Genomic DNA, 19,895 nt, shown 5'->3' on the forward strand with positions numbered 1-19,895 from the left:
GCCGCGATCACCGGAAGCAGGTGTACCGCGGGTCGGCCTGACGGATCGGCCACCCGGCCCTACCGGACGGTCCCCTCCCGGTGCGACCCGTCGGTCTCGGACGGCACCAGCGGCGCCTCCAGGACCAGGAAGCAGACCAGCAGCTTGAGGTAGAACAGCAGCGGGAACCAGGCGTAGGCCGGGGCGAGCGGCAGGAAGGTGAGATTGACCAGGACGGCGACCAGGTAGAGCGCCATCGCGATCAGGCGTTTGACGTCGACCGGGGCAGACTCGACCACGACCGCCGCGACCAGCAACAGCGCCGCGTTGGCCAGCAGCCAGGCCGGGTCGGCACCGGCCACCGGGAGCAGGGTCACCACCACCGGGTACGCCAGGTGAGCCGCCACGAAGCCCAACCGCCGAGCCCGCCGGCCGGGCCGGTGATACCAGCGCTTCGCCGCGTTCGTCGCGTTTGTGAGCACGCCACCGACGAGGTCCACGGCGATCACCGCCGTCACGACGATCTCGACGACAGACCAGTGCTCGCCCCGCGCCTGACGCAGGACGTACCCGGCCAGCAGCGACAGCACAAGCAGGTGCGCTCCCGCCTCGGCGAGATTCTCCCGCCGGCTGCGCCCCGGCCCGAAGAACCGATCGGCAGCCCCGGCCAGGCCCGGTCGCGGCGACGGTACCCGCCAGTCGACGCCCACCCCCGGCGGCGCGTCACCGGCCTGGTCCTCGCCGGCCCCGCGTTGCACCTGCCACCCACCTCCCGACCTGCCCCGCGCCCACTTCGGACCCGGCCACGCCGGATCGTCTATGTTTCCGTCTGCGCAGCACGTTAGCTGTCCGAGCATTTGTCGGACCCGGCGGGCGGTCCGGCATCAGTGCCGGCACCGGGAGGCAGCGGCGTTGGCACCGCGGCTCAGGTGACGTGGCGGAGGTAACCGTCGATGGCGGCGGCCAGGATCTGCTCGCCGGGACGCCCCCAGAGCTCGGCGTTGAAGACCTCCACCTCGATCGGGCCGGGGTAGCCGGCCGCGTCGACCGCCTCGCGCAGCCGGCGCAGCTCGATGCAGCCGTCGCCGGGCAGCGCCCGGCCGAGCAGCACCCCCTCCGGCAGCGGGGTGACCCAGTCGCAGACCTGGAACGCGGCGATCCACTCCCCCGCGCGGGCGATCTGGTCGTGCACGGTGTCGTCCCACCACACGTGGTATGCGTCCACCACCACACCGACCACACCCGGGTCGAACCGTTCGGCGATGTCCAGCGCCTGACCGAGGGTGGCGATGACGCACCGGTCGGCGGCGAACATCGGGTGCAGCGGTTCGATGGCCAGGGTCACCCCGGCGGCGTCGGCGTGCGGAGCGAGTTCGGCGATCGCGTCGGCGACCCGGGCGCGGGCGCCGTCGATGTCCCGGCTGCCGGCGGGCAGGCCGCCGGAGACCAGGACCAGCACCGGGGCGCCGAGAGTGGCCGCCTCGTCGATGGCCCGCAGGTTCTGCTCCCGCCAGTCGTCGGCGGTGAAGAACCCACCCCGGCACAGGGTGGTGACCGTCAGCCCGGCGTCGCGGACCAGCTTCGCGGTACGGCCGAGACCATACTCGGCCACCGGCTCCCGCCACAGGCCGATGCCCGGCACCCCGGCGGCGGCACAGCCGGCGACCACGTCGGGTAGCGGCCAGTGCTGGGCGGTGGCCTGGTTGAACGAGAACCGGCGCAGGGCCGCCCGGTCCGCCGGCCCGGTCACTGGGTCACCCCGGCCACGGTGAAGAAGGCGCGGGCGCGAGCGGCGGCCAGCTCGGCGTCGGGCAGCAGGCCGGCGGCGTCGGCGAGGGCGAGCAGGGTGCCCAGGTGCTCGGGTGTCCGGCCGGACTGCAACCCACCGACCATCGTGAAGTGCTCCTGGTGCCCGGCGAGCCAGGCGAGGAAGACGATGCCGGTCTTGTAGTACCAGGTGGGTGCGGCGAACAGGTGCCGGGCCAGCGGCACGGTCGGGGCGAAGATCTCGTCGTACCGGGCCAGGTCACCGTGGTCGAGGGCGGCGAGCGCGGCCGACGCGGCGGGCGCGATGGCGGCGAAGACCCCGAGCAGCGCGTCGGAGTGGCCGGACCCGTCGCCCCGGATCAGCTCCGGGTAGTGGAAGTCGTCGCCGGTGTAGAGGCGTACGCCCGCCGGCAGCCGGCGGCGCAACGCCACCTCGCGCCCGGCGTCGAGCAGCGACACCTTGATGCCGTCCACCCGGCGGGCGTGGGCCTTCAGCAGCTCGACGACGGTGTCGGCGGCCAGGTCCAGGTCGGTGGTGCCCCAGTAGCCGGACAGGGCCGGGTCGAACATCGGACCGAGCCAGTGCAGCACCACCGGCTGGTCGGTGGCGTGCAGCAGTTCGTCGTACACCCGCAGGTAGTCCTCGGGGCCGCGGGCGGCGGCGGCCAGGTGCCGACTGCACATCAGCACCGGCACCGCACCGGCGGCCCGCACGTCGTCGAGCTGTTCCCGGTAGGCGGCGGTGACCTCGGCGAGCGTCGCCGGGCCGGGCGGCAACTGGTCGGTGGCGGCTCCGGCGACGATCCGACCACCGACGGACCGCGCCTCGGCCGCGCTGCGGCGGATCAGCTCCCGGGTCACCGGGTAGTCCAGACCCATGCCGCGCTGCGCGGTGTCCATCGCCTCGGCCACTCCCAGGCCGTAGGACCACAGGTGGCGGCGGAAGGCGAGGGTACGGTCCCAGTCCAGGACCGCCGGGGCGCCGGGGGTGTTGTCGCCGGCCGGGTCGGCCACCACGTGCGCGGCGGCGTACGCGACGCGGCAGGTCGGCGGGCCGTCGGGGTGGGGATGCCCGGTGCCGCCGGAAAGCCGCAGGCGACGGCCGCCGGGCAGGGTCACCTCGGTGCCGCTCACAGGCTCAGCTCCGGCACCTCGACGCGGCGTCCCTCGCGGGCCGACAGCAGGCCCAGCTCGGCCAGCTGCACGCCCCGGGCACCGGCCAGGAAGTCCCACGGGAACGGCTCGCCGGTGGCCACGTGCCGCAGGAACGCCTCCCACTGCACCTTGAAGCCGTTGTCGAAGTCCTCGTTGTCCGGCACCTCCGTCCACTGCGACCGGAAGTCCTCGGTGGCGGGCAGGTCCGGGTTCCAGACCGGCTTGGGGGTGACCGCCCGGTGTTGCACCCGACAACGCCGCAGCCCGGCGACCGCGCTGCCCTCGGTGCCGTCGACCTGGAACTCGACCAGCTCGTCGCGGTGCACCCGGACACACCAGGACGAGTTGAGCTGGGCGATGACGCCGCCCGCCAGCTCGAAGACGCCGTAGGCGGCGTCGTCGGCGGTGGCCTCGTAGGGCCGCCCGGCCTCGTCGACCCGGCGTGGGATGTGCGTGGCGACGGTGGCGGAGACGGCGCGTACCTCACCGAACAGTTCCGCGAGCACGTAGTGCCAGTGCGGGAACATGTCCACCACGATGCCGCCACCGTCGGCGGCCCGGTAGTTCCACGAGGGGCGTTGGGCGGGTTGCCAGTCGCCCTCGAAGACCCAGTAGCCGAACTCGCCGCGTACCGAGAGCACCCGGCCGAAGAAGCCGCCGTCGAGCAGCCGCTTGAGCTTGCGCAGCCCCGGCAGGAAGAGTTTGTCCTGCACCACGCCGGTGCGTACGCCGGCCGCCCGGGCGGCACGCGCCAGGTCCAGGGCCGCCGCGGTGTCCTCGGCGAGTGGCTTCTCGGTGTAGATGTGCTTGCCGGCGTCGATGGCCTGCCGGATTGCCTTCTCCCGCTGCTGGGTCACCTGCGCGTCGAAGTAGACCTGGGTGTCGTCGCGGGCCAGGGCGGCGGTCAGGTCGGTGGTCCAGTCGTCCAGGCCGTGTCGTTCGGCGATCTCGCGCAGCCTGGCCTCGCTGCGGCCGACGAGGACGAGATGCGGCCAGACGGTGGTGCCGTCGGCCAGCGGCACCCCACCGGCGGACCGGATGGCCAGCAGGGAGCGCACCAGATGCTGCCGGTATCCCATCCGGCCGGTGACGCCGTTCACGATGATGCCGATCGACCTGCGGGTCATGGGGGTCCTTCCGTCGTACGCGCTCGGACCGGGCGAGGTAAGCGCTTTCCCGCCCAGATTAGGCCGCACCTCGGAAGTCAGGCAAGGGCTTACCTGACGACGGTGCGTCCGGCCTCGGCGACCGACGCCGGGCCGCCGCGGCCGGAGCAAATCGCTGGCCACCCCGCCACCGGAACGACGACCATCAGTGGATGGATCGCCAGTCCGACGAGATCGTCGCGTACTACACCGACCGGTACCGCGAGGACCTGCGGCTCGCCGCACGGCCGCAGGCCCGGCTGGAGCGGACCCGCACGGTGGAACTGCTGCGCGAGTACCTGCCCGCACCCCCGGCCCGGATCCTGGACGTCGGCGGAGGCACCGGCGAGTACGCCCGGGCCCTTGTCGCCCTCGGCCACCGGGTACGCCTGCTCGACCTGGTGCCCGCGCACGTCGCCCAGGCCCGCGCCGGCCACCCCGCCGTCGACGCGGACGTCGCCGACGCCCGCGCGCTGCCCGAGCCCGACGCCAGCTACGACGCCACCCTGCTGCTCGGGCCGCTCTACCACCTGCCCCGGCGCGCCGACCGGTGCCGGGCCCTGGCGGAGGCGGTCCGGGTCACCCGGCCCGGCGGTGCTGTCCTCGCCGCCGCGATCTCACGATTCGCCGGGCCGCTGGACTTCGCCGCCACCGGTCGGCTCGACGCCCGGATGGTCGAGGAGGCCGCGGTGCTGCTCACCGACGGCCGGAACGACGCGAGTCTCGGTTTCACCCACGCCTACTTCCACCGGGTCGAGGAACTGCTCGACGAATGCCGGACCGCCGGCCTGTCCGACCTGGCCGTCGACGGCATCGAGGGACCGGCCTGGATCGCCGCCGAGGCGGCCGCGCACGGGCCGATGGCGGAGACCGTGTTCACCGCCGCGTTGCGGCTCGCCCGCGTCTACCGACGCGAACCCGCCCTGGTCGCGGCGAGCGCCCATCTGCTCGCCCGGGGCATCGTCCGCGATCCGTCCGACATCGCGCGGGACCGGCCGGACCGGCCGGCCTGACCTGCGCTAACCGCGCCCCGGAAAAGACCCCGCCCTGCGGTACGGTGTCGCTGGTCGCCGCGACAGCGGCCGGCGCGACGCGTGAGGGGGCGGGTGTGGCGACGCTGTCCGATGTGGCCCGACGGGCCGGTGTCTCACCCGCCACCGCCTCGCGCGTGATCAACGGCAGCAGCAAGCCGGTCACCGAGGAGCTGCGCGAACGGGTGCTGCGCGCCGTCGCCGAGTTGCAGTACGTGCCCAACGCCCACGCCCAACTGCTGGCCCGGTCGCATCGCGGCGCCGTCGGGGTGATCGTGCACGACGTCTCCGACCCGTACTTCGCGGAGATCACCCGGGGCCTGCAACGCGTCGCCACCGACCAGGGCCGGCTGTTGATGATCTGCAACAGCTACCGCGACCCCGAGCGGGAACTGGAGTACGTCGAGCTGCTGCGGGGCCAGCAGGTCGCCGCCATCATCCTGGCCGGTTCCGGGTACCACGACGCCGACTTCACCCGGCTGCTCAACGGCAAGCTCGCCGCGTACGAGGCCACCGGCGGGCGGGTCGCGGTGATCGGCCGCCACGAGCACTCCGGTGACGCGGTGATGCCGGACAACCGGGGCGGCGGCGAACTCCTCGGTCGGGAACTGTGCCGCCTCGGCCACGAACGCATCGGTGTGGTGGCCGGTCCCCGGGTGCTGACCACCATCACCGACCGGCTCGCCGGGCTGCGCGCGGCGCTCGCCGACCACGGCCGGGAACTGCCGGAACACCGCGTCCGGTACGCCGACTTCGACCGCGACGGCGGCGCCGAGGCCACCGCCGCGCTGCTCGACGCCGAGCCGGGACTGACCGCGATCGCGGCGCTCAACGACTCGATGGCCATCGGCGCGCTGGCGCTGCTACGCGCCCGTGCGGTGCCGGTACCGCAGCAGGTGAGCGTGTTCGGCTTCGACGACATGCCGGTGGCCCGGGACGTCACCCCGGCGCTGACCACGGTCCGTCTGCCACTTGTCGAGATGGGTGCCCGCGCGATGGCCCTGGCCCTGGACCCGGGAGCCGCAGGTCCCCGGATCGAGTCGCTCGCCGCCGAACTGGTCCGTCGGGACAGCGCCGGCCCCGCCCCGGGGTGAGGCGGCGGGCCGACGGTGGGCACCGCGCGACGTCGACGACCTGCCGAGGGCTCGTCCGCCGGCACCGAAAACGTTATCGTGGGTGATCATCGGTAAGGAGTCTCATGCCCCGCGCGCACCTCACCATCAACCCGGCGTTCACCATCGGGCCGGTCCGTCGCCGGCTCTTCGGCGGTTTCGTCGAGCACCTCGGTCGCCACATCTACGACGGGATCCACGAGCCCGGGCATCCGAGCGCCGGGCCGGACGGATTCCGACGTGACGTCATCGAGCTGGTCAAGGAACTGGGCGTCAGCACGGTCCGGTACCCGGGCGGCAACTTCGTCTCCGGCTACAACTGGGAGGACGGGGTCGGGCCGGTGGCCGAGCGACCGCGTCGGCTCGACCTCGCCTGGCACTCCACCGAGACCAACCAGGTCGGCCTGCACGAGTTCCAGCACTGGCTCGACCTGGTGGGCAGCGAACTGATGTTGGCCGTGAACCTCGGCACCCGGGGCCCTAAGGAGGCCGTCGAGCTGCTGGAGTACACGAACCTGCCGGCCGGAACCGCCCGTGCCGAGCAACGGGCCGCCAACGGTCGGGAGAAGCCGTTCGGCATCGCCATGTGGTGCCTCGGCAACGAGATGGACGGTCCCTGGCAGCTCGGCCACCGCGACGCCACCGACTACGGCAAGCTCGCGTCGATGACGGCCAAGGCGATGCGCCAGGTGGATCAGAACCTGGAGCTGGTCGCCTGCGGCTCGTCCGGCCGCGGCATGCCGACCTTCGGTGAGTGGGAACGCGTCGTGCTGAGTCACGCCTACGACGACGTCGACTACATCTCCTGCCACGCCTACTACCAGGAACACGACGGTGATCTCGCGAGCTTCCTCGCCTCCGGGGTCGACATGGACACCTACATCGAGTCGGTGGTCGCGACCGTCGACCACGTACGCACGGTCAAACGGTCGGCCAAGCGGGTGGATCTCGCGTTCGACGAGTGGAACATCTGGTACATGAGCCGGTGGCAGGAGAAGGCACGTACCTTCACCATCGACGAGTGGCCGGTCGCACCACGCCTGCTCGAGGACCGCTACACCGTCGCGGACGCCGTCGTCCTCGGCGGTCTGCTGATCTCCCTGCTCAACCACGCCGACCGGGTCACCTCGGCGAACCTCGCGCAGCTCGTGAACGTGATCGCACCGATCATGACCGAGCCCGGCGGCCCAGCCTGGCGGCAGACGACGTTCTTCCCGTTCTCGGTGACCTCGCACGCCGCCCGGGGCGACGCGCTGCGGGTGCTGGCCGACGCCGACGAGACGACCACCGCGACCTTCGGCTCGGTGCCGGTGGTGGCCGCCGCGGCGACCAGCGACGGCACCGGGCTGTCGGTGTTCCTGCAGAACCGGCACCTCAGCGAGACGACGACGGTGACGATCGACCTGCGCGCCTTCCGGCCGACCGGTGCGGTCTCGGCCCGGGGCGTCTGGGACACCGACGTGCGCGCCGCCAACGACCTGCGCGACCCGCACCGGGTCGGGCTGCGCAACAACGACACCGCGCGGCTCTCCGACGGCCTGCTCACCGTCGAGCTGCCGCCCGTGTCCTGGACCGCGCTGACGATCCCGCAGGCAACCGGGTCCGGCGAGTCCTGACCGTACCCACGGTCGGCTTGTATCCTCCCGCGGTGACCTCGGCGCTCGGGAAGCTGACCCGCCAGCAGCAGACGCTGCTGGCGCGGTGGCTTCCCGGGGCGAGCGTCGAGGCCGATCACAGCTGGGGGTTGGTGGCCACCACGGTCCTCGAGGTGACCTGCGCGGGTGCGCGATTCATCGTCAAGGCAAGCGCCGGGGACGACCACGGCATCCGGCGCGAACTGGACGCCCACGCCAACTGGTTGCGGCCCTGGACCGATGGGGGCCGCGCGCCGATCCTCGTACACGGCGACGCCGACGCGAAGCTGCTCGTCACCCGCTACCTGCCCGGCCGGTTGGTGCTCGGCAGCGAGCACGCCGACGATCCTCGCCTCTACCGGCAGGCCGGCGAGTTGCTGGCGCTGCTGCACGCCCAACTCGTCGTCACCGACGACGACCACGAGCGACGCGAGAACGAGAAGGCCCTGGCCTGGCTGCGCCGACCACATCGGATCGCCGCGCCCACCGTACGGCGGCTACGCGCCGAAATCACCTCCTGGCCGACCCCGTCGGCGTCCCTGGTGCCCACCCACGGTGACTGGCAGCCCCGGAACTGGCTGGTCCACGACGGCGTGCTCGGTGTGATCGATTTCGGTCGCGCCGCGTTGCGTCCCGCGTACACGGACTTCGGTCGGCTGGCCGCCCGGGAGTTCCGTGGTGATCCGAGGCTCGAGGCAGCCTTCCTCGACGGGTACGGGCCCGACCCCCGTGAGCCGCACGCGTGGCACCGCACCCGGATCCGCGAGGCGATCGGCACCGCGGCATGGGCGTACCGGGTGGGCGACGAGGCGTTCGAGGCCCAGGGCCACCGCATGATCGCCGAGGCGCTGCGCGACGTCCCGGGCGTACACCGCCCCTGACCGGGAGTCGCATCATGATCGCCGGGATCACTCGTGCGGCACGATGTGCCGGAGCGCGTCGGGGCGGGCCGCCGCCTCCGCCATCAGCCGGGCCAGCCCGGCCCGGGTCGCCACCACCGTGATCTTCTCTCCGGGACGCAACCGCCGTCCGTCCGCGACGGTCGCCGGTAGCTGACTGCCGACGAGGTTCGTCAACCGCAGCAACCATGCCTCGCCCGGCCGACGCAGATCACCGACGGTCATCCGGGCCAGCAACGAGCGCTCGCCGACCGTCGTCTCGGCGACCAGCAACACCCGCCGGGCGACGGGAATCGCCTCCAGTTCGTGACCCAGCATCCGCGCGACGAACGACGGCACCGCGAGATAGCTGACACTGCGGGAGATGGTGAGGTCGAAGGCGCGCTGCACCTGGTCGGCGAAGTCGCCGTCGAAGAGCCGCAGCACCACCCGCAGATCGGCCCGAACGGCGCGGCCGACCAGCGCGGTCTCCAGATTCGTCACATCGTCCGCAGTGAGTACGACAAGTGCGCGGCTGGTCGCCAGCGAAGCAGCTAGCAGCGTCTCTCGGCGACTCGCGTCCCCGACGATCAGCGGAATCCGCAGTTCCCGCACAGCCGACACACCGCGCGCGTCCGCCGAGCGGTCGATGGCGATCACGTCGACCCCGAGGGCGTGCAGACCTTCGACCACGTGGCTGCCGACCCCGCCCAGCCCGACCACGATGACGTGTCCGCTGGCCCGTCTCGGCAGGGAACCGTCCGCCACCTCCAGTCGTACCTTGATCACTGCGTCCACCACGGCGCCGGTGAGCAGCGGAATCAGGGCGATGCTGGCGATGGTGAGGACAACCAGCGTCACCTTCTCCACCCCGGTGGCGGTCGGCTCGACGTCCGCGCCACCCAAGGTAGCCAGGACCGCCTCGAAAAAGGCCTGGGACCAGGTGGTCGCCGGACGACTCAGGGCGAGCACGGCCGCAGCGACGAGCAGCAGTCCGAGGAAGACGCCCAGGACGACGCGGATCCGGCGCCAGACCCGGCCCGCGATCGTTCCGAGCGGGTAGCCGTGGGTCATCGGACGGCGGCGGGACGTCTCCGGCCGCCAGGGTGCCACGGCGGCGAGCACCAGGTCGGCCTCGTGCTGGCGGGCCGGCAGTACCTCGACCTCGTCGCCGTGCCGGCTGATCGCCAGGCCACAGACCACCTCGTGCTCACGCACCTCGTCGCGTCCGGCGACGAACATCGTGCCGTCGCGTAGGCCGTGCCGAGGAGTGGCCTGGCCGACGGCGGCGGAGACGAAGGCCGGCGCGGCCAGCGCCCCGTCGGACAGAACGGTGCAGTAGGGCAGTTGGTCGAGCCCTCGGCTCAGTCCGGTGTTGAACATCCGCACCACGATCCGCAGCGTCGGGTGCAGGTCGTGGGCCTGGAGCGCGGCCTCGATGTTCGCCACGTCATTGCGGTCGACCAGGGCCAACGCGTCGGCCGCGCCCAGCCCGGCCGTCTGGTAGGCGTCGGCATCCGGTCGCTCCGCCACGATGAACCGGACGCCGGGCAGCCGGGCGATGCGTCGACCGTACCGGGATGTCCGGGACCGCAGGATCACCGTGACCCGACCGCCGTGCCGGTTGGTGAGTTCGTCGGCGAGCCGGTAGGCCAGGCTGTCGTCGCCGCAGATGACGAAGCGACGTGGCTCTTCCGGCTCCGGCTGAACCGGCGATCCGGACTCCGGGACCAACACGCCGCCGAGCGTATCGACCACCCGCCAGGCCAGGCGCTAGACACATCGCGGAACCCGGCAGCCGCCGCACGTCGCACGCATGGGACAGACGTGGTCGCGTGCATGGATTGGCGGTGCGATCATCAGGGCCATGCGCAAGATTGTCGTGGCGACGGCCGCCGTCCTGCTGGTGTCGGGTTGCACCGGCGGAGCGGCGGACACGAGCACCTCGGACCCCTCCGACGGACCACCCGACGCCGTCGCCGCCGACGCGCCGGCACCGGGTTGGCGGCTGGCCACGCTGCCGGAACTGGCCGGGCCCACAAGCGTGCTGTGGGACGTGGTGTCGGTGGACGCGAGCCACGCGTGGGCCGTCGGTAGCGAGGCCTACTCGCCGGACCAGCCGGACGACACCGGTACCCCGTTGGTCCTTCGGTGGGACGGAACGAACTGGACGCGGGCGGCCGTGCCGGCGATCTCCTGGCACGGCCGGCTCGACCTCGTCGCGGCCGACTCGCCGTCGAATGTCTGGGCGGTCGGCAGCACGGCCGCCGCCTCCCCGCAGGAGCAGGTGACGCACGTCCTGCACTACGACGGGAGTGCCTGGCGCGAGGTGCCGTTCGCGCGGGGCGACGGCGAGACCCGGGCACTGATCACCGGACTTGCCGTCCTCGGCGAACAGACCTGGTTGGTGGGCAACGACGGCAGCAATGTGATCATCAAGCAGTGGGACGGACGATCCTGGCGGTCACACCAACCGCCCGCCGAGTGCCGCACCGGCGGCACGTCCTTCGGCGGAATGCCGAACTTCTGCACCGTCACCACGATCAAGGCCATCGGGCCGAATGACGTCTGGGCCGCCGGCAACGGCGCGTGGCAGGACTTCAAGGGCCCGTTGCTCTTCCACTGGAACGGCTCGGGCTGGCGTACGGTCCAGGTGGGCGTCAACAACGACGAGTCCTCGTTCCGAGCGCTGGCGGGTCGATCCTCCAGCGAGCTGTGGGCGGTCGGCGACGGTGGGTTGGCCGTGCGCGGGGGCGGCGGATCGTTCGAACTGCTCAGGTACGCGCCGGGTGGCGCGATGCCCGACGTGGTCACCGAACCCGCCGGACAGCCGTGGCTGATCGACAACTCGTCGGCACCGAGCGCTTCGCTTGTCACGTACCGGACGGGCGGGTGGGCCGGCGTTGCGGCGCCGCAGCCGCCGGACGCGGTCGGCCTGAGCCTGCACGGGATCGCCGGGACCCCGGGCCACCCCCTGATGTTCGCGGTGGGCGCGGCGGATCTCCCCACCACCCCGCGCTACCTGCGGGGGGTGGTGCTCGAGTACGTGCCGGACGCGTCGACCGGAGCACGCCACTGACGTCGACCCGGAGTGGTTCGGACAGCTACAGGTCCACAACCCCGTCGACGGGCCGGTGCCGGAGGTGGTGCTGACCGGGGTGGTGACCGACGGCTGACCCGTACCGGCCGCCGGCCGCACCCCCGGTGCGGCCGACGGGCACGGGACGGACAGCGCGCGGAGCGCCCCCTACGCTGTCCGGGTGGCGCCGGTCAGTCCAACGCAACGGGTCCTCTCCCCCGACGACGTGGTCGACCTCGTCCGGTCCTCGTTCGGGCCGGACCGGCGGGTGACCGACTGCGGGCCGCTGTCCGGTGGTGGCTTCGCCGCGGTGTGGTGGGTCCGTCTCGACCGCGCGCGCCCGGGAGCGGGCCGCACGCCACCAGGTCACCGGGACGTGGTGCTGAAGGTCGCCCCGCCGCCCACCGCGCGGCTGCTGCGCTACGAGACCGACCTGATCGCCGCCGAGGCCCGCTACTTCCGGCTGGTCGCCGAGCGGGCACCGCGGGTGCCGGTGCCGCCGGTGCTGCACCACGGCCGGGACCGGCGGCTCGGCGAGTGGCTGGTCACCGGCCGACTGCCCGGCCGGTCACTGCCCGACCTGGACGGTGACGACGGGCCGGTCCGCGCCAACCTGGGTGCGGCGACTGCCGCCCTGCACCGGATCACCGGCGAGCGGTTCGGCTACGACGCCGGCCGCACCGGCGGACCGACCTGGACGGCCGCGTTCACCGCGATCATCGACGACCTGCTCGCCGACGCGGCCGACTGGCAGGTGGCGTTGCCGGTGCCGCCGCAGCGGCTGCGCGCCCTGGTGGCCCGGCACGGCGAGGTGCTCGACACGGTACGCCGGCCGGCGCTGCTGCACTTCGACTGCTGGGACGGAAACGTCCTCGCCGACCGGGACGCCGACGGCGCGTACCGGATGTGTGGCCTGGTCGACGGCGAGCGGTTCCTCTACGGTGATCCGCTGCTCGACCTGGTCTCGCCGCTGCTGTTCCGCCGTGCCGAGGACGAACCCACGCACCCGTTCCTGCGCGGGTACGCCGAGGCCACCGGGCTGCCACTGGTCTTCGACGACGGGGTCCGCCGCCGCCTCGCGCTGTACCGGATGCACCTGCACCTGCTGATGACCGTGGAGATGCCCAGCCGGGGCATCACGCCGGACAACGACCCCGGCCGGCACGCCCTGCTGGCCGAGCTGCTCGACCGCGACCTCACCGAGCTGGCCGCGCGGTGAGCACCGAACCGACCAGTCGCAGGGCGCGGCGAAAGGTCGGCCAGGTGTGGCGGCCCGGATATTCCAGGGTCATCGAGTCAGGGGCGCGCTGCCCGTTCAGGGCCGGCGACCGCTGCCCTTTCCCCTTGCAATGAGCCGCCGGAGCTTCTCCTGATTGCCAGGTTTCGCCAACTCGCGCCGTCCCCGATCAACAACCTGGCGGCCCTTGGGGCTGTTGAGGAACGACATGATCCGCTGCACGATGGATGCCATTTCCACAGCCTAGCTCGATCTTGACGTCGGTCGACGCTTGTCGTGATGCGGTGCCTCGTTCGCGGCCACCGGGGTTCGCCGAGGGTCAGGACGGTGCGAACCGGGCGAGCGGATTGGTCAGGGCGCCGACCAGTTGCAGGGCCGCCGACGGGTCGGACAGGTCGACCATCTGCTGGTTGTCGCGCAGTTGCAGCCGGTTGAGGCAGGACAGCGCGAACTGCGGGGCGAACAGGTCGTAGCGGGCCAGCCGGTCGGCCAGGTGCGGTACCCGGCCGGCGTACTCGGTGGCGCAGTCGGCCACGGTGCGCCAGAACTCCTCCTCGCCGAGGACGCCCTGGCCGGCGAGGGTCGCGCCGAGGAACCGGAAGAAGCAGTCGAAGACGTCCGTGAAGATCGACAGCAGCTTCATGTCCTCCGGGATGTCGGCGCGGATCCGCTCGACCGCCGGCGGCAGTTGCGCCTCGGCTCCCATCACCACGATCTCCTCGGCGATGTCCTTGAAGATCGCGCGCTCGACGACGCCGTCGCGCAGCACCAGGATGACGTTCTCGCCGTGCGGCATGAACGCCAGGTCGTAGGCGTAGAAGGCGTGCAGCAGCGGGGTCAGGTAGGCGGTCAGGTAGCGGCGCAGCCACTGCGCCGGCGCCAGCCCGGAGGCGGCGATCAGCTCGGCGGCGAACGACCGGCCGTCGGCGTCGACGTGCAGCAACGACGCCATGGTGGCCAGTCGCCGGCCCTCGGCCAGGTCGGGTACCGGGCTCTCCCGCCACAGCGCGGCGAGCATCTTCCGGTACGGGGAGTAGCGGTCGGTGGCGGCCTCGTACTGGCGGTGCCGGTAGCCGACCGCGGCCCGCTCCCGGATGATCGTCAGCCCGGTGGCCCGGAACACCTCGTCGCCGTCGATCAGGTCGGCCAGCCAGTCGTTGATGGCCGGGGTGGCCTCCATGTACGCGGCCGACAGGCCCCGCATGAAGCCCATGTTCAGCACGGACAGCGCGGTCTTGACGTAGTGCCGCTCGGGGTGGCTGACGTTGAAGAAGGTGCGGATGGACTGCTGGGCGAGGTACTCGTCGGGGCCCTCGCCGAGGCAGACCAGCCGGCGCCGCGCCACCTCGCCGGCGAAGGTGACCGACAGCTTGTTCCACCACTGCCACGGGTGCACCGGGATGAGGTGGTGGTCGGCGAGGTCGAGGCCCAGTCCGGTCATGGTGGCGGCGAACCGGGCGAGGGTCGCCTCGCCCAGTTCGGTGCGCAGCAGCGTCTCCCGGTCCAGGTCCGCCGAGCTGGTGAAGGTGGCGTGGTCGCGGTGGGCGGCGAGCCAGATCAGCCGGACCGGGTGGGCCGCCTCGGGGGCGTACCGGTGGTACTCGTCGACGCCGAAGCCGAGCCGCCCGTTGTTGGCCACGAAGCAGGGATGGCCCTCGGTCATCGAGGTCTCGATGGTCTGGAAGTCGGCCGCCACCAGCTTCGCCGCGCCGGGCAGCGCCCGGTCCAGCTTGTACGCCAGGCCGGCGAGGGTGGACGTGATCTCCTCGAGGTAGACCGGCAGGATCCGGTCGGTGAGGCCGAGCGCGTCACGCAGGTCGAGGCAGAAGTCGACCGCGTCCAGCGGCAGCGACTCACCGTCCCGGTGCCGGCTGATGCTCTCCGGGTCGATGTCCCAGTGCTCCAGGGTCATCACCCGGGCCGCAAACCGGTAGCGGACCGCGCCGGAGGCGGCGGTGACGGCGTACCAGCGACGGCCGGTGGAGTCGGCGGCCGAGCCCTCCGGCTCGGGGGTGAGCAGCCGCTCGTGGCTGAATTCGGCCAGCGCCTTGCGCACCAGCAGGCGGTTGGCCCGCTCCCAGGTCTCCGGGCGCAGGTGGGCGACCGGGTCAGGCGTGGTCACGGTGATGCTCCTTCGTCTCGGTGCCGGCCGCCGCGGTCACGTCGGTGGCGGCGCGGAATCCCTGCCGGGTGCAGATGCTCAGCAGGGCGGTCTTCTCCGGCTTGGTGACCGGTCCGACCACCTCGAAGCCGACCGCCGCGTTGAGCGCCTGCACGGCGGTGTTACGCACGTCCGGCTCGACCACCACCCGTTCGGTGGCGGGGTCGGCGAAGAGCCAGGCCAGCACGGTGGTGATGACGGCCCGGGTGAACCCGGACACCGGGGTGTCGGTGGGTGCGCAGAGGAAGTGCATCCCGACGTCGCCGGGCCGCGCGTCGTGCAGGCCGACCAGCTCGACGTGCGCCGGGTCGTACCGTTCGGCGAGGAAGGCCGGCTCGCCGCGCCACAGCCCGAGGTGCGCCTCGTGGTGCGGGTGCTCGGCGATGCGGCGGTACTCGGCGGCCACCGCGTCGAGGTCGGCGTCCTGCATCAGCCAGAACGCCGCCTTGGGATGGGTCACCCACCGGTGCAGCAGCGGCGCGTCGGCGGCCACGTCGATCGCACGCAGGGCGAACTCGCCGAGTCGCCGATCGTGGCGGACGTGGACGAGCTGGGTCACCCCGGCACCCCGAAGTCCTGGAAGGTGATCGACTTCTCGATGGGGTACGGCTCGCGGCCGAGCAGTTCCCGGATGATCCAGCTGTTGCGGTACGGACCCATGCCGAGGTCGGGCGAAGTGACGCTGTGGGTGTGGGTGCCACCGTTCTGCAGGAACACGCCGCGCCCGGTGGAGTCCACACTGTAGTTGCGGGCGACGTCGAGCCGACCATGGTCGTCGAAGCGCAGCCGGTGCCGGATCGGCTCCAGGAACGCGGGCATCTCGTACCGGTAGCCGGTGGCCAGCACCAGCCCCTCGGTGTCCAGGGTGAAGTCCCGCCCCTGCTCGACGTGGCGCAGCCGAAGGGTGTGCGATCCGGCGCTCTCGTCGTATGTCACCCCGGTCAGCTCGGTGTTGGTGAGCAGCCGGGTGTTCACCGGGCCGTCGACGCTGCAGGCGTAGAGCAGGTCGTAGATGTCATTGACCAGGTCGGCGGAGATGCCCTTGAACAACCCCTTCTGCTCGGCCTCCAGCCGGTACCGGGTGGGCTCCGGCAGCGCGTGGAAGTAGTCCACGTAGTCCGGCGAGGTCATCTCCAGCGTGAGCTTCGTGTACTCCAGCGGGAAGAAGCGCGGCGAGCGGGTCACCCAGTTCAACTGGTAACCGTGGGTGCCGATGTCGCCGAGCAGGTCGTGGTAGATCTCGGCGGCGCTCTGCCCGCTGCCGACGACGGTGATGCTCCGCTTGGCCCGCAACGCGTCCCGGTGCGCCAGGTACCGGGAGTTGTGCACCGCGTCGGAGGTCAGGCCGGCGCAGGCGTCCGGCAGGTGCGGCGGAGTGCCGGTGCCGAGCACCAGATGCCGGGCCCGGTGGGTCACGACGGCACCGTCGACGGTGGCGGTCACCACGTAGCGGTCGTCGGTCGGGTCGTACTCGACGGCGGTGACCTGGTGACCGAAGCGCAGGTTGGGCAGCTTGGCGGCGGCCCAACGGCAGTACGCGTCGTACTCCACCCGCAGCGGGAAGAAGTTCTCCCGGATGTAGAAGGGGTAGAGCCGGCCGATCTCCTTGAGGTAGCTCAGGAAGGAGAAGGGCGAGGTGGGGTCGGCGAGAGTGACCAGATCGGCCAGGAACGGCGTCTGCAACCGGGACGACTCCAGCAGCATGCCGGGGTGCCAGGAGACGTCGTCGCGGGCCTCCAGGAACAGCCCGTCGAGTTCGGCGATGGGTGCGGTCAGGCAGGCCAGGCCGAGGTTGTACGGCCCGAGGCCGATCCCGATGAAGTCGTAGCTTCGCATCCGGCCCTCCAGGCTCGGGTTGGCAGCTGGCATGGTCAGCCGACCGGGCAGGTCAGGTCGGCGGCGGGCACGTGTTCGTGCAGGTAGCGCCCGGCGTGCTCGGCGATCAGGTCAAGCACGTAGGCGACGTCGGCGACAGTGGTGGCCGGGTTGAGCACGGTGAACTTGAGGTACTGGCGGCCGTCGACCTTGGTGCCGGCGACCACGCCGAGGCCGGAGGCGGCCAACGCCTCGCGGGCGCGCAGGTTGGCCGCGTCGGTCAGGTCCGGGCCCGGCCCGCTGGGTCGCCAACGGAACACCACGGTGCTCAGCTGCGAACGGGTCAGCACCTCGAAGCGCGGGTCGGCGGCGACCAGCTCCCACGCCTGCGCGGCCCGGTCGCAGACCTCGTCGAAGAGTTCACCGACCGCGTCGGGCCCCATCACCCGCAGGGTCAACCAGAGCTTGAGCGCGTCGAACCGGCGGGTGGTCTGCAGGCTCTTGTCGACCTGGTTGGGGATGCGCTGGGCGACCGTCCGGGCCGGGTTGAGGTAGTCGGCGTGCCAGGTGGCGTGCCGCAGGGTCCGCCGGTCACGGACCACCAGGGCGCTGGAGCTGACCGGCTGGAAGAAGGACTTGTGGTAGTCGACGGTCACCGAGTCGGCGCGCTCGATGCCGTCGAGCAGGTGCCGGCGGGTCGGCGAGACCAGCAACCCGCAGCCGTACGCGGCGTCGACGTGCAGCCACACCCCGGCCGTGGCGCACACCTCGGCGATCTCGTCGAGCGGGTCGATCGTGCCGAAGTCGGTGGTGCCGGCGGTGGCCACCACCGCCATGACGGTCAGGCCGGCCCGCCGGCAACGGGCGATCTCGTGCCGGACCGCGCCCGGACGCATCCGCCGGTCGGGGCCGGTCTCCACCACCACGACCGCGTCCGGCGCCAGGCCGAGCAGCTTGGCCGCCTTCTGCACGCTGAAATGACCGGCCGCCGAGGCGATGATCCGCAGCTGGGGTAGCAGGATCCGCCGGTCGGCGGGGGTCGCGGCGGCCAGCGCCTCCTCCCGGGCCAGCAACAGGGCGTGCAGGTTCGACTGGGTACCGCCGCTGGTGAAGACCCCGTCGGCGGTCGGACCGAGGCCGATCCGGTCGGCGGTCCACTCGACGAGCCGGCGCTCGATCAGGGTGCCGCCGGCGCTCTGGTCCCAGGTGTCCATCGAGGAGTTGACCGCGCTGAGGACCGCCTCGCCGAGCAGTGCCGGAATGACCACCGGGCAGTTGAGGTGGGCCAGGTACCGGGGGTGGTGGAACCAGACGGCGTCGCGCAGGTAGACGTCCTCCAGTTCGTCGAGTGCGGCGGTGGTGTCGCCCAGCGGCCGGTCCAGGTCGATCGCCTCGACCTGGGGGGCGAGTTCGTCCGGGCGTACGCCGGTGAAAGGTCCGGTGGCGTCGGCGATCCGGCGGGCCACCCGGTCGGTGCCGGCGGCCACCGCCCGGCGGTACTGCTCGACCGTGTCGTCGCTGAGCAGGTGGGCCCGGGCTGGTGTGTGGCCGGGTCGCGGGCGGGTCGGCGTTGCCTCGGCGGTGTGCACCGGCAGGGTCATGGACGTGTCCTCCACGCTCGGCGGTTCGGTTTTCGGGCAGCCGGAACCTGCCGCACGACAGGTGGGCGGCGGGCGGATCGGGTCTGGCAGGCGGTGGCGGGGCGGCCGGTGCGGTGCGGGACCGCGACCGGCCGGCCCGCCGGTGTCAGGTCAGTTTCCTGGCGCCCTGGATCGCCTTGGCGAGGTTCTCCAGCAGCGGCGCCGCGCCGGCGTACGAGAAGCGTGGCACCGCGTCCCACGGCGTGACCTGCCCGGCCTGCACGGCGGGCAGCTGCTTCCAGGTGGGCTTGGCGGCCAGGTCGGTGGGTTGCAGGGCGGTGCCGCGGTTGTCGAGCAGGATCAGGTCGGCGGCGAACTTTCCGGCGTTCTCCCAGCTGAGCGCCTCGAAGTAGTCACCGGATTCCAGCTTGGTCGGCACCACGATGTCGACGCCGAGTTCGGCGAAGTACATCAGGTCGGTGCTGACCTTGGGGTTGGAGACGTAGAACAGGTCGGGGCTGCCCGAGGCGGCCATCACCTTGATGCCCGGGTTGGCCGCGACGGCCTGGCGTACCGCCTCGGCCGCGGCCTCGAACCGCGCCTTGGCGTCGGTGACCTTCGGCGCCGACAGGTCGGCGCCGAGGGACTCGGCGAGCTGGGCGTACCGCTCGATCGGCTTGGTCATCGGCACCCGGGCGGTGGTGATGGTCACCACCGGCGCCAGCGGCAGGATCTTGTCCTTGCTCTCGTCCGGGACGTACCAGTAGGCACCCGGGTCGTACATGTGGGTGACCAGCAGCTCCGGGCGCAGGGCGGCGTACTTCTCGACGCTGAACTCGCCCCAGACGTTGCCGAGGATCTCGACGCTCTCCACGTCCAGGTCGCCGGCCTGCGGCTCGACGCTGCCGTCGGCCTTCCTGGTCTCACCGAAGACCCCGACGATCTCGCTTCCGAGTCCGAAGTCGACGAGCGCGGCGGCGGAGCCGGTGAAGGCGACCACCCGGTCGGGCCGGGCGTCGGCGGTCACCGTCTCGGGGCGGTCGTCGGTGAACGACCAGGGCCCGGAGCCGTTGTCGGTGTCGGTGCCGGAGGTGTCGTCACGGCCGCAACCGACGAGCGCGGCGGCCATGGCGGCGCCGCCGACGGCGAGCAGCCCCCGGCGGGAGAGGCGACGGACGGAGTGGTGCTCAGACATGCGTGTCGTCTTTCGATCAGGGTCTCGGACCATGGACAGCCGGGGTTAGGCTAACCTAACCTAACTTCCTGCCTACACTCGGCTCCTGTCAAGCCCCCGACGGCGTTTCGCCCCACACTGGAGTTCA

General features: G+C 72.1%; 17 protein-coding genes. 6 read left to right on the forward strand and 11 right to left on the reverse strand.

Annotation, left to right across the window (positions count from 1 at the left end):
- Positions 1-59: 59 nt before the first annotated feature.
- The 4 genes from O7597_RS28500 to O7597_RS28515 all read right to left on the reverse strand — a co-directional run bounded on the left by O7597_RS28500 (position 60) and on the right by O7597_RS28515 (position 4,028).
- Complete coding sequence (locus tag O7597_RS28500) at positions 60-737, reverse strand: hypothetical protein (RefSeq protein WP_269741778.1); 678 nt, start codon at positions 735-737, stop codon at positions 60-62.
- A gap of 167 nt (positions 738-904) precedes the next feature.
- Positions 905-1,729 carry a sugar phosphate isomerase/epimerase family protein gene (locus O7597_RS28505; protein ID WP_281581274.1) on the reverse strand — a complete coding sequence of 275 codons (825 nt, stop codon included), beginning with the start codon at positions 1,727-1,729 and terminating at the stop codon, positions 905-907.
- Entirely contained in the window at positions 1,726-2,880 is a 1,155-nt protein-coding gene (locus O7597_RS28510; RefSeq protein ID WP_281581275.1) for a DUF993 family protein, read from the reverse strand. Before O7597_RS28510 ends, O7597_RS28505 begins: the two co-directional genes overlap by 4 nt.
- Positions 2,877-4,028 carry a Gfo/Idh/MocA family oxidoreductase gene (locus tag O7597_RS28515; RefSeq protein ID WP_281581276.1) on the reverse strand — a complete coding sequence of 384 codons (1,152 nt, stop codon included), beginning with the start codon at positions 4,026-4,028 and terminating at the stop codon, positions 2,877-2,879. Before O7597_RS28515 ends, O7597_RS28510 begins: the two co-directional genes overlap by 4 nt.
- Before the next feature lie 191 nt (positions 4,029-4,219).
- Here O7597_RS28515 and O7597_RS28520 point away from each other — a divergent pair, with 191 nt between their 5' ends.
- The 4 genes from O7597_RS28520 (at position 4,220) to O7597_RS28535 (ending at position 8,704) form a co-directional block, all read left to right on the forward strand.
- Positions 4,220-5,059 carry a class I SAM-dependent methyltransferase gene (locus O7597_RS28520; protein WP_269741781.1) on the forward strand — a complete coding sequence of 280 codons (840 nt, stop codon included), beginning with the start codon at positions 4,220-4,222 and terminating at the stop codon, positions 5,057-5,059.
- 95 nt (positions 5,060-5,154) lie between these two features.
- Entirely contained in the window at positions 5,155-6,171 is a 1,017-nt protein-coding gene (locus O7597_RS28525) for a LacI family DNA-binding transcriptional regulator (protein ID WP_269741782.1), read from the forward strand.
- A gap of 104 nt (positions 6,172-6,275) precedes the next feature.
- The gene (locus O7597_RS28530) at positions 6,276-7,805 is read left to right on the forward strand and encodes an alpha-N-arabinofuranosidase (protein WP_281581277.1); all 1,530 of its coding nucleotides are present in this window, start codon (positions 6,276-6,278) and stop codon (positions 7,803-7,805) included.
- Between the two features lie 32 nt (positions 7,806-7,837).
- Positions 7,838-8,704 carry an aminoglycoside phosphotransferase family protein gene (locus tag O7597_RS28535; protein ID WP_269741784.1) on the forward strand — a complete coding sequence of 289 codons (867 nt, stop codon included), beginning with the start codon at positions 7,838-7,840 and terminating at the stop codon, positions 8,702-8,704.
- A 27-nt stretch (positions 8,705-8,731) separates the two neighbouring features.
- Here O7597_RS28535 and O7597_RS28540 read toward each other — a convergent pair whose 3' ends face one another.
- Positions 8,732-10,438, reverse strand: a complete 1,707-nt coding sequence (locus O7597_RS28540) for an NAD-binding protein (RefSeq protein ID WP_269741785.1) — start codon at positions 10,436-10,438, stop codon at positions 8,732-8,734.
- A gap of 130 nt (positions 10,439-10,568) precedes the next feature.
- On the opposite strand from O7597_RS28540, the gene O7597_RS28545 reads away from it, so the two are divergent.
- Positions 10,569-11,780, forward strand: a complete 1,212-nt coding sequence (locus O7597_RS28545; protein ID WP_269741786.1) for a hypothetical protein — start codon at positions 10,569-10,571, stop codon at positions 11,778-11,780.
- 181 nt (positions 11,781-11,961) lie between these two features.
- Entirely contained in the window at positions 11,962-12,999 is a 1,038-nt protein-coding gene (locus O7597_RS28550) for an aminoglycoside phosphotransferase family protein (protein ID WP_269741787.1), read from the forward strand.
- A 96-nt stretch (positions 13,000-13,095) separates the two neighbouring features.
- Here the strand turns inward: O7597_RS28550 and O7597_RS28555 are convergent, their stop codons facing one another.
- From O7597_RS28555 to O7597_RS28580, 6 genes are all read right to left on the reverse strand, one after another.
- Positions 13,096-13,251, reverse strand: a complete 156-nt coding sequence (locus O7597_RS28555) for a hypothetical protein (protein WP_210828710.1) — start codon at positions 13,249-13,251, stop codon at positions 13,096-13,098.
- 85 nt (positions 13,252-13,336) lie between these two features.
- On the reverse strand, positions 13,337-15,139 hold the full coding sequence (locus O7597_RS28560) for an IucA/IucC family siderophore biosynthesis protein (RefSeq protein WP_269741788.1): 1,803 nt from the start codon (positions 15,137-15,139) through the stop codon (positions 13,337-13,339).
- Positions 15,126-15,737: a GNAT family N-acetyltransferase gene (locus tag O7597_RS28565; protein ID WP_281581278.1), complete on the reverse strand. Its 612-nt coding sequence runs from the start codon at positions 15,735-15,737 to the stop codon at positions 15,126-15,128. Before O7597_RS28565 ends, O7597_RS28560 begins: the two co-directional genes overlap by 14 nt.
- On the reverse strand, positions 15,734-17,014 hold the full coding sequence (locus O7597_RS28570) for a SidA/IucD/PvdA family monooxygenase (protein WP_281581279.1): 1,281 nt from the start codon (positions 17,012-17,014) through the stop codon (positions 15,734-15,736). The genes O7597_RS28565 and O7597_RS28570 overlap by 4 nt, the downstream gene beginning before the upstream one ends.
- 35 nt (positions 17,015-17,049) lie before the next feature.
- Positions 17,050-18,594 (reverse strand): aspartate aminotransferase family protein, encoded by a 1,545-nt coding sequence (locus tag O7597_RS28575; protein ID WP_281581280.1) that lies wholly within the window; start codon positions 18,592-18,594, stop codon positions 17,050-17,052.
- 145 nt (positions 18,595-18,739) lie between these two features.
- Positions 18,740-19,768 carry an ABC transporter substrate-binding protein gene (locus O7597_RS28580; protein WP_269741792.1) on the reverse strand — a complete coding sequence of 343 codons (1,029 nt, stop codon included), beginning with the start codon at positions 19,766-19,768 and terminating at the stop codon, positions 18,740-18,742.
- Positions 19,769-19,895 lie beyond the last annotated feature (127 nt).

The organism is Verrucosispora sp. WMMC514, from assembly GCF_027497295.1.
Lineage (GTDB): Bacteria > Actinomycetota > Actinomycetes > Mycobacteriales > Micromonosporaceae > Micromonospora > Micromonospora palythoicola.